General features: G+C 45.7%; 11 protein-coding genes, 9 tRNA genes, 1 rRNA gene and 1 pseudogene. 19 read left to right on the forward strand and 3 right to left on the reverse strand.

Features of this window, described 5'->3' with window-relative positions; all coding sequences use genetic code 11:
* Positions 1-235: 235 nt before the first annotated feature.
* From rrf to ACWNM1_RS21375, 11 genes are all read left to right on the forward strand, one after another.
* Positions 236-352 (forward strand): 5S ribosomal RNA (gene rrf / locus ACWNM1_RS21325).
* A gap of 133 nt (positions 353-485) precedes the next feature.
* The gene (locus ACWNM1_RS21330; RefSeq protein ID WP_449602574.1) at positions 486-1025 is read left to right on the forward strand and encodes an AAA family ATPase; all 540 of its coding nucleotides are present in this window, start codon (positions 486-488) and stop codon (positions 1023-1025) included.
* A gap of 82 nt (positions 1026-1107) precedes the next feature.
* Positions 1108-1182 (forward strand) — tRNA-Glu (locus tag ACWNM1_RS21335).
* Between the two features lie 88 nt (positions 1183-1270).
* Positions 1271-1346: transfer RNA gene (locus ACWNM1_RS21340), tRNA-Val, on the forward strand.
* A gap of 44 nt (positions 1347-1390) precedes the next feature.
* Positions 1391-1467 (forward strand) — tRNA-Met (locus tag ACWNM1_RS21345).
* A 26-nt stretch (positions 1468-1493) separates the two neighbouring features.
* Positions 1494-1571: transfer RNA gene (locus ACWNM1_RS21350), tRNA-Asp, on the forward strand.
* Between the two features lie 15 nt (positions 1572-1586).
* Positions 1587-1659: transfer RNA gene (locus tag ACWNM1_RS21355), tRNA-Lys, on the forward strand.
* 36 nt (positions 1660-1695) lie between these two features.
* A tRNA-Gly gene (locus ACWNM1_RS21360) sits at positions 1696-1770 on the forward strand.
* A 10-nt stretch (positions 1771-1780) separates the two neighbouring features.
* A tRNA-Arg gene (locus tag ACWNM1_RS21365) sits at positions 1781-1857 on the forward strand.
* Positions 1858-1876: 19 nt separating this feature from the next.
* A tRNA-Leu gene (locus ACWNM1_RS21370) sits at positions 1877-1955 on the forward strand.
* 80 nt (positions 1956-2035) lie between these two features.
* A tRNA-Lys gene (locus ACWNM1_RS21375) sits at positions 2036-2108 on the forward strand.
* A gap of 118 nt (positions 2109-2226) precedes the next feature.
* On the opposite strand, the gene ACWNM1_RS21380 is transcribed toward ACWNM1_RS21375, so the two are convergent.
* From ACWNM1_RS21380 to ACWNM1_RS21390, 3 genes and pseudogenes are all read right to left on the reverse strand, one after another.
* Positions 2227-3147, reverse strand: a complete 921-nt coding sequence (locus ACWNM1_RS21380) for an aldo/keto reductase (RefSeq protein ID WP_449602575.1) — start codon at positions 3145-3147, stop codon at positions 2227-2229.
* 219 nt (positions 3148-3366) lie between these two features.
* Positions 3367-4557 carry an enoyl-ACP reductase FabV gene (gene fabV / locus ACWNM1_RS21385; protein WP_449602576.1) on the reverse strand — a complete coding sequence of 397 codons (1191 nt, stop codon included), beginning with the start codon at positions 4555-4557 and terminating at the stop codon, positions 3367-3369.
* A 273-nt stretch (positions 4558-4830) separates the two neighbouring features.
* A pseudogene (locus ACWNM1_RS21390) lies at positions 4831-5388 on the reverse strand (aldo/keto reductase); the annotation flags it as partial.
* A gap of 92 nt (positions 5389-5480) precedes the next feature.
* On the opposite strand from ACWNM1_RS21390, the gene ACWNM1_RS21395 reads away from it, so the two are divergent.
* From ACWNM1_RS21395 to ACWNM1_RS21430, 8 genes are all read left to right on the forward strand, one after another.
* A complete protein-coding gene (locus tag ACWNM1_RS21395) occupies positions 5481-6455 on the forward strand; it encodes an ornithine cyclodeaminase family protein (protein WP_449602577.1) in 975 nt (324 codons plus the stop codon).
* A 14-nt stretch (positions 6456-6469) separates the two neighbouring features.
* Positions 6470-7630 (forward strand): dipeptidase, encoded by a 1161-nt coding sequence (locus ACWNM1_RS21400; RefSeq protein ID WP_449602578.1) that lies wholly within the window; start codon positions 6470-6472, stop codon positions 7628-7630.
* A gap of 11 nt (positions 7631-7641) precedes the next feature.
* Complete coding sequence (locus ACWNM1_RS21405; RefSeq protein ID WP_449602579.1) at positions 7642-9768, forward strand: CocE/NonD family hydrolase; 2127 nt, start codon at positions 7642-7644, stop codon at positions 9766-9768.
* A gap of 116 nt (positions 9769-9884) precedes the next feature.
* Positions 9885-10604 carry a BofC C-terminal domain-containing protein gene (locus ACWNM1_RS21410; protein ID WP_449602580.1) on the forward strand — a complete coding sequence of 240 codons (720 nt, stop codon included), beginning with the start codon at positions 9885-9887 and terminating at the stop codon, positions 10602-10604.
* Positions 10605-10857: 253 nt separating this feature from the next.
* Positions 10858-11361 carry a crossover junction endodeoxyribonuclease RuvC gene (ruvC, locus tag ACWNM1_RS21415; protein WP_036677679.1) on the forward strand — a complete coding sequence of 168 codons (504 nt, stop codon included), beginning with the start codon at positions 10858-10860 and terminating at the stop codon, positions 11359-11361.
* Complete coding sequence (ruvA, locus tag ACWNM1_RS21420) at positions 11358-11975, forward strand: Holliday junction branch migration protein RuvA (RefSeq protein ID WP_449602581.1); 618 nt, start codon at positions 11358-11360, stop codon at positions 11973-11975. Before ruvC ends, ruvA begins: the two co-directional genes overlap by 4 nt.
* Positions 11976-12010: 35 nt before the next feature.
* Entirely contained in the window at positions 12011-13018 is a 1008-nt protein-coding gene (ruvB, locus tag ACWNM1_RS21425) for a Holliday junction branch migration DNA helicase RuvB (protein WP_042191128.1), read from the forward strand.
* Between the two features lie 32 nt (positions 13019-13050).
* On the forward strand, positions 13051-15153 hold the full coding sequence (locus ACWNM1_RS21430) for a SpoIID/LytB domain-containing protein (RefSeq protein ID WP_449602582.1): 2103 nt from the start codon (positions 13051-13053) through the stop codon (positions 15151-15153).
* Positions 15154-15156 lie beyond the last annotated feature (3 nt).

The raw sequence follows: 15156 nt of genomic DNA on the forward strand, positions 1-15156 counted from the left end.
ATCGGTCGAGGGCTTATCCTAAAAATACCCCAAAAAGTGAAGAAGAAGCTGCGAAGCTAATTCCGAGTACTTTCCGGGGGCCCCGTAAGAAGGGCAAACGCAAATTCAATTCGGATTCAGTTTTCAGGCATCAAGTTCTAAACCATATGGTCCTAGTGGCTGTATGATGATGAATTTGTTTTCAGCATTTGGCGATGCTGAGACCTGAATAATGCATTTGTACCGCAAATGCCCGTTTGGTGGCGATAGCGGAGGGGTTCCACGCGTACCCATCCCGAACACGACCGTTAAGCCCTCCAGCGCCGATGGTACTTGGACCGAAGGGTCCTGGGAGAGTAGGACGTTGCCAAGCACACAAGACCACTGTTGAGTAATCGACAGTGGTCTTTTTGTTGTACCTTGTAGAGTGAATTTGCTTGTAAGGGTTTTTATGATAAAGTGGTTTAATAGAGTCACTAATAGATTATTCATGGGGGATAAAGATCTTGATTATATGGATCAATGGAGCTTTTGGTGCGGGGAAGACAGAAACTGCATATGAATTACATCGCAGACTTCCTGATTCTTTTGTATACGATCCAGAGAATGTAGGGTATTACATAAGGGGAAACATTCCTGATGTGATGACAAAAAGTGACTTTCAGGACTATGATCTTTGGCGTGAAATTAACCATTCCATGCTAAAATACATAGCTAGCGAATATAGGGGGATGATTATCGTACCTATGACCATAGTTAATCCAGAATATTGGATGGACATTGCTGGTAATCTAATAAATGAGGGATTAGAGGTTCATCATTTTACTTTGTGTGCCTCACGAGAGACGCTGCTCAAGAGATTGAGTGGTAGAGGTGAAGGGAATGACTCGTGGGCCGTTCAACAGATCGACAGATGCCTCACAGGGCTTAATAAGGACGTATTCAAAGACCATTTAGACACAAATAACCTGACTACTCTAGGAGTCGTAAAGATGATAGCTAGTAAGCTTGATATCACTTTAACGCCTATTATAGGAGAAAAGTGAAAATATATTAATTTAGGTATTGCTATACTTCGATATACATGATATAATATTTTTTGTTGTCAAAACATTTTATTTTCAATACGGCCCGTTGGTCAAGGGGTTAAGACACCTCCCTTTCACGGAGGTAACATGGGTTCGAATCCCATACGGGTCACCATTTTTTTTAAAACGTAATTGTTCTTCTGAAATAAAATGTTGCATTACAGGTTGGAATGTGTTATGATAATTGAGTTGCTTCTTTACATGGAGGCTTAGCTCAGCTGGGAGAGCATCTGCCTTACAAGCAGAGGGTCGGGGGTTCGATCCCCTCAGCCTCCACCATGAAGATTTCTTATTGTAATGGATAGCTAAATATTTTTTAATGACGCGGGGTGGAGCAGCCCGGTAGCTCGTCGGGCTCATAACCCGAAGGCCGCAGGTTCAAATCCTGCCCCCGCAACCAATTTTCATCAAGCAATTATATCTTTTGGAACCGTGGTGTAGTTGGCCTAACATGCCTGCCTGTCACGCAGGAGATCGCGAGTTCGAATCTCGTCGGTTCCGCCATTTTTCTTGCTTCATGAGCCATTAGCTCAGTTGGTAGAGCACCTGACTTTTAATCAGGGTGTCGAAGGTTCGAGTCCTTCATGGCTCACTTCTTAAGTGAGTCGGACACTAATACATACTGTGTGCGGACGTGGCTCAGCGGTAGAGCATCGCCTTGCCAAGGCGAGGGTCGCGGGTTCGATTCCCGTCGTCCGCTCCATATAAATTTTGCGCCCTTAGCTCAGCTGGATAGAGCGTTTGACTACGAATCAAAAGGCCGGGAGTTCGAATCTCTCAGGGCGCGCCATATTTTAACTTCATACTTTGCCGGCGTGGCGGAATGGCAGACGCGCTCGACTCAAAATCGAGAGGGAAACCGTGGAGGTTCGAGTCCTCTCGCCGGTATCAATTAGCAAGCGAAGCTCTTATGCGTTAAGCTAAGGGCTTTTTCTTTTCAAGTATAGTAAGGTGAATCATTATATTGTGGACTCTTAGCTCAGTTGGTAGAGCAGTAGACTCTTAATCTATTTGTCCAGGGTTCGAGCCCCTGAGAGTCCATCCTTAAAAGAAACGGCAGAGATGCCGTTTCTTTTTTTATAAGACTTATACGGTTTCAATTATAGTCACAAAAAAAGCCATGAAGTACGATATTAGCGTACTTCGTGGCTTTTGATATTTATGGAAGGATATTACCCGCAGCGCGGTAAATTTCATACCATTCTGGTCTGGTGAGTGTAATATCGGATGCTTTGGCAATATCCCGCAATCGCTGCGTATTGGTTGTACCTACAACAGGCTGCATATTTGCCGGATGTCTGAGAATCCAGGCAATGGCAATAGCGGTATTGGTAACCTCTTTTTCAGTTGCCAAACGGTTAATGACCTCGTTCAATTCAGGGAACTTGTCGTTGTCCAAGAATACACCTTCAAAAAAGCCATATTGGAAAGGCGACCATGGCTGAATGGTCATGTCGTGTAGACGGCTGTACTCCAAAATCCCGCCATCATGAACAACAGAACCGGAGTTGGTCATATTCACATTAAAGCCAGTATCAATCATACCAGTGAACATAATGCTTAATTGCAGCTGGTTGAACAGCAGCGGTTGCTTTACATTTTTCTTCAGTAGCTCGATTTGTAACGGGTTCTGGTTGCTGACACCAAAATGCTTGACCAATCCCTTGTTTTCTAAAATGTCAAAAGCCTCAGCCACTTCTTCCGGCTCGAACAGCGTGTCAGGACGGTGAAGCAAGAGCACATCGATATAATCGGTCTTCAAGCGTTTTAAGCTACCCTCCACGGATTCTAGGATATGCTCTTTGGAGAAATCGAAATAGCCTTTGCGGATTCCGCATTTGGTTTGGATCAGCATTTTATCACGCATACCAGGATTGTTCTGAAGTACCCCTGCGAATACTTCTTCAGCTTTGCCGTCCGCATAAATGTCGGCATGATCAAAGAAGTCTATTCCGAGCTCCAACGCACTATGTACATGTGTATCAGCCTCTTTTGCAGATAAATCCGCAATCCGCATACAGCCAAGCGAAATTTGGGACACGTCAAGTGCACCATTCGCTACACTAATTTTCTTAACCATGAGTGATTCACTCCTTAGAATGTAAGTTAGAACATGCAGTATTCTATCAAACCATATCACAAAGCGGGAGGCTAAGCCAATATGCCCTACGACGTATAGGTAGGTTGTAAGCAAAGTACAAAAAAGAGGCTGCCACATCAGTAGAATTCACTACTTTTGCAGACAACCTCTTTTTTTATACACATCCATAATTAATATATGGAAGTGCTCAGAATCATTTTAGTACATATTTGGAATGTCGACATTAGGATCAATATCTGCTTCGTAGTCTACGCCATCAGTTCTAAAGCCAAACAGATTGAAGAAATCTTGACGGTAGCCTTCAAGATCTGCCAGCTCACCTGCATTATCAGTTGTCAGCTCGTCCCAACGTTTCATAACCTCTGTCTGAACGTCCTCACGCATTTCCCAGTCGTCAATGCGGATCAAGCAGCTTCCGTCCGCAGTAGCCTTGCCTTCACCGTATAGGTGCTCAGAGAACAAGCGATACATTTGTTCAATACAGTTCTCGTGCAGGCCTTTTTCCTTCATCACTTCATAAAGTGCAGAGATATAAAGGGGCACTACAGGAATAGCTGAGCTGGACTGAGTTACGAGCGCCTTATTAACGGATACAAAGGCACGTCCGCCTTTTGCTGAAAGAAGGTCATTCATTTGAATCGCAGTCTGTTCCAGATCGTGCTTGGCTTGGCCAATTGTCCCATCCCGATAGATAGGGTGAGTGATTTCAGGCCCGATGTAGGAGTAAGCAACGGTAGTAGCGCCATCTGCAAGGACATCAGCTGCTTGAAGCTGATCGATCCACATTCTCCAGTCTTCGCCGCCCATTACAGCGATTGTCTGACGTACTTCTTCTTCATTAGCAGGCTCAATGGTGGTCATGGATACTTCGCCTGTATGGAAGTTCAAGGTTTTATTCGAATACGCTGTTCCCACTGGTTTAATAACGGAGGAGAAGGTTTCTCCTGTTACCGGATGGGTACGACGAGGTGAAGCGACACTATAAATAACTAAATCGATGGTGCCATATTCAGCTTTAATCAATGCAATGGTCTTCTCTTTAATCGCATCAGAGAAGGCATCACCAACTATGCTGTGTGATTTAAGTCCAAGCTCTGCTGCTTGTTGTTCAAAGGCAGCGGAGTTGTACCAGCCTGCAGATGCGGTGCGCTGACCTTCTGCAGCCTTATCGAAGAACACACCAATGGTATTGGCGCCAGCACCAAAAGCAGCTGAAATTCTAGAAGCTAGTCCGTATCCGGTAGAGGCACCGATGACAAGTACATTCGCAGGTCCCTCAATTTTCTTTTGTGCTTTTACATATTCAATTTGTTGTTCTATTTGTTTGGCGCATCCCTCTGGATGGGCTGTTGTGCATATAAATCCGCGTGTTTTAGGTTGAATAATCATCAAGGAATTCCCCTTTGTATAAAAATTTAAGTCTACTGATACACAGAGAAAGTATAGCAAACAATATTTACTAATACAAAGAATTTAGGATATTCGATAAGAATTGGCTGCCCTGTATTTTTGTTTGTTGGCTAGCTGCGCTATCGAGTCTTGATCTATTAATTAAGGCTTTCGGACTCCAGTGACGCTATTCCTTAGAAAAGGGGCTGCCCCAGTAGCCATTTCATGACTTCTAGGACTACCCCCTTTACATTACTTACATATAAGGATCTATTACGCACGGAAGATTGAATCAATTGCTTTGATCTCATCTGATGTCAGCTGAACTTTCAGAGTCTGGAGATTCGATACGATCTGTTCCGGACGTTTAGCTCCGGGAATAAGTGCGTCGATGGAAGGTACGGTCAAATACCAGGCTAGCACCACATGTGCGACTTCAACACCTTTGGCATCGGCAATTTGGCGAACCTTGTCCACCTTCTCCAGGTTTTTGGCAAAGGTCGCTCCTTGAAACATTGGGTTGTTCTTTCTATTGTCGCTGAACGTATCACCTTGCTTATACTTGCCGCCAAGAAGGCCGGACGCGAGCGGGAAGTAAGGAACGAAAGAAATGCCAAGCTCCTGCGTGTAAGGGAGTAGTTCTTTTTCTGCATCACGGTGCAGCAGGTTGTAGTGGGATTGGAGAACATCCACATGCCCGTCCTTGTTGGCTTCTCTCAGCTGTTCAATGGAGAAGTTGGAGACCCCAATCGCTTTGATTTTTCCTTCATCCTTAGGAGTGCTTTCATCAGGGAAATGAATATAGTAAAGATTGCTGATTTCCAGCTTTATACATGAATATTTAAAGCGTATAAGTTATGATATAAAGAATAATTTTGCGCTCCCGCATTTGTTGCCACAATGAAGTAAAGGAGGTTTGTCTTATGCTAGTTATTAATCAAAATGAAGTGGCTGAGCTATTAGCAATGAAGTCTTGCATCACAGTGATGGAATCCGTTTTGAAGGACTCGTCCGCAGGACAAGCCATACAGAGCTTAAGACAAGTACTCCCGCTGCACAAAGGCAATCTGATTGGCTTAATGCCGGGCTTTTTGCAGAGTGAAGAAGTAGCAGGCGCCAAAATCATCAGTGTGTTTCCAAGCAACCATGGCTCAGGTTTACCTTCCCATCAAGGGCTTGTTACGCTATTCGATTCTTCTACCGGTGTTCTGAAAGCTGTAGTAGATGGACAAAAGATTACCGCAATTCGCACAGCGGCTGTTAGCGCAGTATCCACTCGTTATCTGGCTAGAGAAGATGCAGAGGTGCTTGCCATTCTAGGTACGGGCGAGCAAGCCAAAAGTCATCTGGAAGCGATGCTACTGGTTCGTTCGATTCGTGAGGTCAGAGTTTGGAGTAGGACACTTGCAAAGGCAAGAGATTTCCAAGCAGAAATGAGTCGTAAATATGGTGTGGACATCCTTGTGGCTAAGTCTATTCAAGAGGCAGTTAATCCAGCAGATATCATTTGTACCGTAACAGCATCCACAGAGCCTGTGCTCAAAGGGGAATGGCTGAAGCCTGGAGTACATATCAATGCGGTCGGAGCCTGTAGAGCAGCAGATCGTGAGTTGGATTCGGAGACCGTACGGTTAGCTAAGTTATATGTAGACCGATTGGAATCCGCACATAATGAATCTGGGGATTATTTAATTCCGCTGAACGAAGGCGTGATTACTTCAGGCCATATCATCGGTGAAATCGGTGAACTGATCAGCGGGAGTATTGAGGGCAGAGCTAAAGCTGATGAGATCACTCTTTTTAAAGGACTAGGACTTGCGATAGAAGATTTAGCAGCGGCTAACTTCATTTATAATGAAGCTGTTAAATTACAAAAAGGCATTGAAATTGCATTCTAAGGAGCGACCACACGATGAGCACATATGAAGGTTTGTATGATTTCAAGTTGACGGAGCAAGACGAAGAACGGGCCGTACATTTGCATGAACAGAACATTAATATTGATTTGCTATTTCAAGGTCCCTTATCTCCAAACGCAATTCCAGAGTCTGTGTCTAAAAAAATAAAAGAGCTGTGTGAGCCCTATAAAGATGAGCCAATGATATACAGCAGCATGCCAGCAAAAATGATCACAAAGCTGTCGGCCAGCGGCGAGATCCCCGAGTATAAAAGTGAATGGTATAAATCGGGAATTACCGCGGGTAACCGGGAACTTCATTTAGAGTCCTTAGAAAGCATGATCAATAGTATGGCTGAAGTTCAGCTTCAGTTCGACTCCGCAGATTGGTTAGTTAAAGCTTTAACCGCAGAGGACATACGTGCAGCCAAGCGTAATGGCCATAAGGCGGGGATTATCACAGCGCAAGAAACGGATGGCTTAGGTACAAATCTGGACCTATTAGATGTGTTACATAATTTTGGCTTAAGAATTTTACAATTAACTTATAACAATCAGAATCAGGTCGGTGCAGGCTGTGCAGAACAGTCGAACGCTGGGATTACGAATTATGGAAAAAGATTCATTGAGCGTCTGAACAAGCTCGGGATCATTGTAGATACGGGACATTGTGGAAAACAGACCACGCTCGATGCTTGTCAGTATTCTAAGACTCCGGTCATTGCTTCACACACGGGTGTAGAGGCTATCTATCCACATATGCGCTGTAAAAGCGATGAGGAAATCATCGCGATAGCGAAGACGGGTGGAGTCATCGGTATTTTTGCTATGCCGTGGTTTGTTCATGAAGATCCTAACCATACGACCATTGATCATGTGCTGGATCATATCGAATATGTGATTCGGCTTGTAGGCGTGGATCATGTCGGGATTGGAACGGATTGGCCGATGAGCGATGTGCTCTGGTCATTGGTTTATTTTAAAGAACATATCGCACCTAAGCTAGGATTTGCCAAAGGAGACGGACCTTCTACTGAAACCGTTGCTGGGCTTGAAAAATATAGCTATTTTATCAACTTTACTAGAGGTTTAGTGGCTCGCGGTTATAAGGATGAGGATATTGCTAAGATTATGGGTGGCAACTGGCTGCGCGTATTTGAAGAAATTTGGGGATAGGGGATAAATAGATGACAACATACTTGAACACAACTACATTTAACTTCTACTGTTCTGGCATATATTCAGGGAAAGTACATTTTACGGAACAACAAATTATGCTCGCTAAGGTTGATCCACGCAGACGAACACAAATGCAATACAATGCGCTGGATAGCCAGTTCAAGACCGTTCTTCCATTTCAAAAAATCCACGAACACATGGACGCTTACGCTAAAGCAGAATGGGTCAATGATGAGGTAGTTCTAAGTAATGGTGATCTTTATCAAAAGCATATTCAGTATCAGGCTGTATTGGATGGCCGTGAGCTTACTTCACAAGTATGGGCGCTGCGAAAAGAGACGGCACTGGATATTGTGACCTTGGATGGTGAGATTATTGCCTTTCTTACGCCGAATCGGTATGGCATCGAGCTGATTGTTAAAGCAGGATATGAGAAGCTGACGCCTCTGGTTGTTTATGATGATCCCCTTTTGTCCAAGCCAGAGTATGGTGTAAATGATTTGGGTACGGATCTGATTCCGATGCGTGATGGCGTGAGACTGGCTACGGATGTGTTTCTTCCTGAGGGCATTCAGCCGGGAACCAAGCTGCCGACGATTCTTGTGAGAACCTGCTATGACCGTAACGGGAAAAAAGAGATTTTTATGAGATGGGCTAACAAAGGTTATGCAGTGGTGTCACAGGACGTAAGAGGTCGGGCGGATTCGGAGGGGGAATTGATCCCTTTTTATAATGAACGGGATGATGGCTACGATACGATCGATTGGATTATCGCGCAGGATTGGTCAGATGGCAATGTTGGAATGTGGGGCGCGTCCTATCTCGGCTTTGTGGTTGTCTCGGCGGCGACCAGTGGGCACCCTAATTTGAAGGCTGTTGTGGATGAAGTGAATGTTGGTTCACCGTTTGTAGATATTGCACGTAAGGGTGGAACGCTTTGCTCTTGGCCACTCTTGTCTTGGACGCTTGCACAATCTGTGGGTACCCGGACGGATTTTGATATTTTTGGGGGCATTACGGTGAACCCAGAATCGGCCGTCGATGCGAGACCGATTAAGGAGATTCCACAGCAAATGATCGGCAAAGCATCCGGACCATGGGATTTGTGGAGCCAGCATCCGGAGTATGATGATTTCTGGAGAAACTGTACCTTTACGGAACGCGGGGATCAAGTGCAGGTCCCTATGTATGTGATCTCAGGCTGGTATGATGGCGACAGCCCTGGCGTATCGGAGACTTGGAGAATGCTGACTGAACATGATGTGCCAAATCGTAAAATCCGTCTGGGTGCATGGGAGCATGGGCCAAACCGAGCCAGAGATTATGAGGGAGTAAGCTTCGGCAATGATGCAGTCGTCTATGATTATGATGTTTCTGTACTGCGCTGGTTCGACCGCTTCCTCAAAGGCATTCCGAACGGAATAGATCAGGAGCCTAGAGCCTCTTATTATGTCGTTGGTGAGAATCAGTGGAGAACGTCGGAGGATTGGACACCAGTTGAAGCTACAACTACGCCGTTTTATCTTTCCAGTGCTGGTCGGGCTAATTCAGGACAAGGAGACGGGAAGCTGCTCATAGCGCCAGAGGAACACTCTCCAGAAGATACTTATGTCTATAACCCAAATGATCCTATGAATGATAGCGGTGAGCGGGAGCCTGAAAATTTGCGGAAATATGAGCTCCGAAATGATATTCTTGTGTACACTAGTGAGATGTTGACGGAAGAATTGACTATTGCTGGCGAATTGTCTGCTGTCATCTACGCCGCTAGCACAGGTAAGGATACGGATTGGGTAGTTACGCTTAGTGATGTGAATGAACATGGAGACTCTATCCGGTTATCCAACTATATTGTCAGAGCTAAATATCGTCATGGGTTTGATGCACCAGAACTGCTCACGCCAGGGCAAGTGGAGGCATACGATATTTTCATGCCGAATATTGCTCACAGATTTGCGGTAGGACACCGAATTCGTTTTTCGATTACCTCTTCCAGTAAATTTGTTGCTTTCCCGAATACGAATACTGGTGGTAACCCGTATGAAGATTCAGAGGCGATTACAGTACTGCAGACTGTTTACCATAATAGTGAATATCCAAGCCATGTGAAGTTGCCGGTTATTCCTAACGCTTGAACGATACTGCAAGGTCAACCTTGCAATTAGGATAAAATATCGATTATTCACAGAAAAGCGCATAAATGATCCCTTCTCAGGTCACAATAGGGAAAAACCAGAATGAAGGGATTAACGTGTCGCGCATAAAAAAACAACTTTGGCAGCGATGGAGACGTTGGAAAAAGGCGCTTTGGGTAGGGGCAGCTTGTTTAGCTCTTACTGTACTGGCATGGCGCAGTATGCAGGTACCTGAGGAAATCAGTGGACTGCTGACGGATTCTAGTTGGACGGATAGTGCCGAAAGCGAGTTGGCTGCAGCTGTATTTAAAGTAGGCGTGGACAGCGGTGAGGAGAAAGAGAAGGGCACCATAAAAAACGAGCAACTGTTGAAGACGATCGCTCAAAGCGGTCTCAGCAGAACCGTTCATTTAAAAATATCGTATGTATCTGGGGAAGAAGTTCAGACATTACCAGGTGTACAAACCCCGCTTCAGCTTAAAAAAATAATTCACGAACACCCTGCATGGAGCGGCTTCATCAGCAGTGATGGAGATTTGTGGCTGGAACAAAAAGTGAATGATCTATCGACCCTAACGAAAAAAGAAGCCTATATCGGGGTCGATGCATTTGGGAATTTGAAATTATTTAAAGGCCCTCCGGTACAGGAAAAGGTTCTGAAGACCTTTTTTCAAATGGATATGGGTTCCTTGAAATCCTCTCTGCCGGAAAGTATTTGGAAAGAGCTTCATGAGGGCATTCGTGTACAAGATATTGAAGAGTACAACAGCGTATTGTCCACCTTCAGTGACTATGCGCGTGAGGCTGCCGAACATGTCATGCAGAATAAGCAATAGCATCCTTAGCATATCAGCTGTCCTAAAGTCATTATTAATGGCTATAGGGCAGCTTTTTTTTGCAAATATAAGAAAGTTTGAGGTTCTCATTGTAGGCCTAAAGTTGTCATTTCGCATTAGAGGGTAAACTTTTTTTCTCCCGGAAGGGGTATTTTTGCTATAATGGTTTGAAGGAATACATATGTTCGCTTCGTAGCGGAGTAATGGATGAAAACGGTGGAATAAACTGCCTGTTATAGAGGAGAGATCGTGCTTGCGCATTTTGGGAATTGATCCAGGGCTGGCGATTGTCGGTTTTGGCTTTGTGGATAAGGAAGGTCATAAGTTGACCCCAGTCCAATATGGTTGTATCCAGACTGAGGCTCACACGCCTGAGGAAGAACGTCTGCTGCATGTCTATGAAGGCATGGGTCAGCTCATTGATAAATATAAACCTGATGCTGTAGCGATAGAGAAGTTGTTCTTCGCACGTAATGTTACAACAGCATTGCCAGTAGCACAGGCCCGCGGAGTGACGATATTAGCTGCTGTACAGCGTGGCTTACCCGTCTCGGAATATACACCTATGATGGTGAAGCAGGCTGTAGTTGGTTATGGTAAGGCAGAGAAGCGGCAGGTACAGGAAATGGTGAAGCTGTTACTGAAATTATCGGCGATCCCTAAACCGGATGATGTAGCGGATGCACTCGCGGTAGCGGTATGTCATGCCCATTCAAGCAGTCTTAATTCTAAATTAAATGAGGTATTGCGAAAATGATAGATTTCTTAAGAGGACCCGTCGTTCATTTAGAGTCGGAATATGTGGTGCTGGATGTGCAGGGCGTAGGATATCGGGTGTTCTGCCCGAACCCTTATGCTTTTGCTAAAGTAGAAGGACCTGTCACGATCTACATTCATTATCAAACACGTGAGGATGCGACGCTTCTGTTCGGGTTCCCGACTCGGGAGGAGCAAAAATTGTTCCGCAAGTTGATTGAGGTATCTGGGATCGGTCCGAAGGTTGCGCTCGGAATACTGACAGGTGGAACTCCAGATCAGTTGATCTCGGCAATTTACCAAGAGAATATAACCTTCTTAACGAAACTGCCGGGCATTGGCAAGAAGACGGCGCAGCGGATGATCCTAGATTTGAAGGACAAGCTGGACGGACTCAGTATAGCTTCCATGCAAACGGGATTATTTGCAGTTCCAATGGAAGAAACATCGGATGGGTTAGCTTGGCAAGAGGCTAGGGATGCCCTTAAGGGATTGGGTTATACCGAAAGTGAATTGGACCGTGTGTGGCTCGCTATGAAGAAAGAGGGCGCAGAGACAGGGACTGTAGATGTGTTGATGAAGAAAGCACTTGGGCTATTATATATTGCTAAGTAAAACCGAACACATCCTGAAGAAAGGAAGCGATAGGAATGGATGACCGGATTATATCCGCTAATTTGATGATGGACGAGCAAGCGGTAGAATTAAGCTTACGCCCTCGTTATCTGGGAGAATATATCGGACAGAATCAGGTAAAAGAAAACCTGAAAATATATATCGAAGCAGCCAAAATGAGAAGTGAAGCGCTGGATCATGTGCTGCTCTACGGGCCTCCAGGTCTCGGTAAAACAACACTCGCGAACATTATCGCCAATGAGCTGGGTGTGAATTTACGAACAACGTCCGGTCCTGCTATAGAGCGGCCGGGAGATTTAGCTGCCCTGCTGACGAACCTGCAGGAAGGCGACGTGCTGTTCATCGATGAAATTCACCGCTTACACCGGACGGTGGAGGAGGTTATGTATCCTGCGATGGAGGACTTTGCGCTGGACATCATGATCGGCAAAGGGCCAAGTGCCCGTTCGGTACGGTTGGATTTGCCGCCTTTCACACTTATAGGTGCTACCACCCGTGCTGGCCTGCTGTCAGCGCCACTACGTGATCGTTTCGGAGTGGTTAGCCGCTTGGAGTTCTATACCATAGATGAGCTAAGCTTCATTGTTGCTCGAAATGCAGATCTTTTAGGGATTGAGATTGTCGGAGATGCGGCGGAAGAGATAGCGCTTCGTTCCCGTGGAACGCCGCGGATTGCGAACCGACTACTGAAGCGAGTCCGTGATTTTGCTCAAGTGCGCGGCGATGGGATTATAACCCCTGAGATTTCTGGGGAAGCCCTGAAGATGCTACAAGTAGACCCACGTGGGCTGGACAGCATCGATCACAAGATGTTAAGAGCAATGATTTCAAGCTTTCGTGGCGGTCCTGTAGGGCTGGATACGATTGCTGCTACAATTGGTGAGGAAAGTCAAACGATTGAGGATGTTTATGAGCCTTACCTGCTGCAGATAGGATTCTTGCAGCGGAGCCCTCGTGGAAGAATTGTAACCCCGGCCGCTTATCATCACTTAGGCCTTCCGCTCCCTCCGGAGCAGCACTGAGTCAGTAACTACATTTAAAAGGAGGATGCTGGATGAAGCATACGAAGATGAAATGGGGAGGAATAGCTCCACTAAGCAAAGGATTGCTAGCAGCTGCGATTGCTGTGGGAAGTCTCTTGATCCCTGCGGGTGCCAGTCATGCCGATTCTAATAGTACGATTCGAGTTGCCCTTTATGCCGATATTGGTAGTAAATATAAATCTACCGTGCCAGTAGTAACTATGCAATCGAGACAAAGCTTCACTTTGATGTCAAACCAACCAGGGAGCACTACTTTGTTATCGGTGCCTGCTCAGAGTAGAATTCGTGTTAGTGTGGATGGTTATAGAGTAAAGGTAATGGAGACTTCAAGCTGGAAAACAGCTGCTGATGCGGCTAAAAAGCTTCAGTCTACCTCTGATAAGCCTCAGATTTATATGATTTCTAGAAATGGAGCCAATGTGTATCAGTTGTATACAGGTGTCTATGCCAGTGAAGCTGCTGCCAAGGATGGGCTTGCCCGTGTAGTAAAGGCAGGACTCGGCATTCCTGCTGATCAAACCCCTGCGGTGAAAGGGGATAAGCATTTATCGGCGGGTCGCTATTCTTCGGAACAAGAAGCTGATACTGCTCTGAGTAGTATTACAGCTGCTGGTTTTGATGCCTGGAAGGTGTTTCTCTCAGGAAGTGATGGCAGTGCTCAGTTTGAGGTATGGGTAGGCGAAGCTGCGAATGACAAAGATTTGGGTGCTGTTCAGACCGCAGTGTCTGCAGCATTGCCACAGCTTGCTATGTCTGCTGCAACTTCACCTGGGTTAATCATGCGTCTGGATGCTGGGCTGGACCTTAGTAGCGAGACGCAAGCTAATCATTATATGGTTTCCGGAAATGATGCTAAATTTTTGGCCGTTGGCAGTGAGGCTGGAATTCAGCTCGAAGAAAGATCCAAGCGTACCTACCGTGGAAATATGGAACTAAGTAATTTGAGAGGTTCCCTAGCGGTTATCAATGAAGTGCCACTGGAACAATATTTGTATGCAGTGGTTGGAGGAGAGGTTTCCTCCAGCTGGCCGGATGAAGCTCTAAAGGCTCAGGCTGTCGCTGCCCGAAGCTATGCAATGGCGCAAGGCAACCGTTTCGAAGTAGCGAATGTAGTAGATTCTACATTGAGTCAGGTATATAACGGTATCGGATCAGAGGCTCCAGTTATTATTAAGGCAGTGGATGCTACTGCCGGTGAAGTATTGATGAGTGGTGGTAAAGTTATAGAGGCTGTGTTCTCCTCGAACAGTGGCGGAGTAACCTCTGATCCATCAGAGGTATGGGGCAATGGTGGAGATGCATTTGCCAGCGTTCCCAGCAAAGAGGATGTCGCAGCTACCGCGACCGCTAAGAAGTGGTATTATTTACTGCTCGCTAATGGCACCTCTGGATACGCACGTGAGGATAACATTAAATTGACAGGAAATAAAACTGCAGCGGGACTGGATATAGCGACAGCTACCACTAAAGATGTCAATGTACGCCCCCTTCCTGCTGTTGAAAGTAGTGTAAGTGCGGTAGGTAAGCTGAATCCAGGCGAGAATGCTGTTGTTCTAGACAAAGTCTATGAGTCCGGAAGTTATAGCTGGATCAAAGGGCCATACACCTCTGCCGACCTTCTAAAAAGCTTGCAGGGTAAAACAACTAGTACGCTCCCTTCTAGCATCCTTAATTTGCAGGTCACTCAGCGCGGTCCTTCTGGAAGAGCGATTCAGGTGAAAGCAAATGGTCAGGCACTGGATGTGAAATATCCTGATATGTTCCGTTCTGCGTTCAATGGATTGCCAAGTACATTGTTTGATATTGTACCAGCCGGAAGTTATACTGTATTAGGCGCTGACGGTGCTACCAGCACGATTGGAAGTTCACAGAACGCAGGTGTACTCTCTGCATCAGGTAAGGTTAATGTGAACGGTAGTGGAACTGTAGTGATGGGTGGGGATTCCTCAGCCAGAGCGATTACTAACAGTTCGGGCTTTCTGTTCATTGGTCAAGGATACGGTCATGGTCTAGGCATGTCGCAATGGGGCGTGAAAGGCATGGCTGACCGCGGGTATGATTACAAGCAGATATTGCAACACTATTATCAGAACGTTACTATAGTTAAGGAATGAAGA

The organism is Paenibacillus sp. Marseille-Q9583 (genome assembly GCF_976954365.1).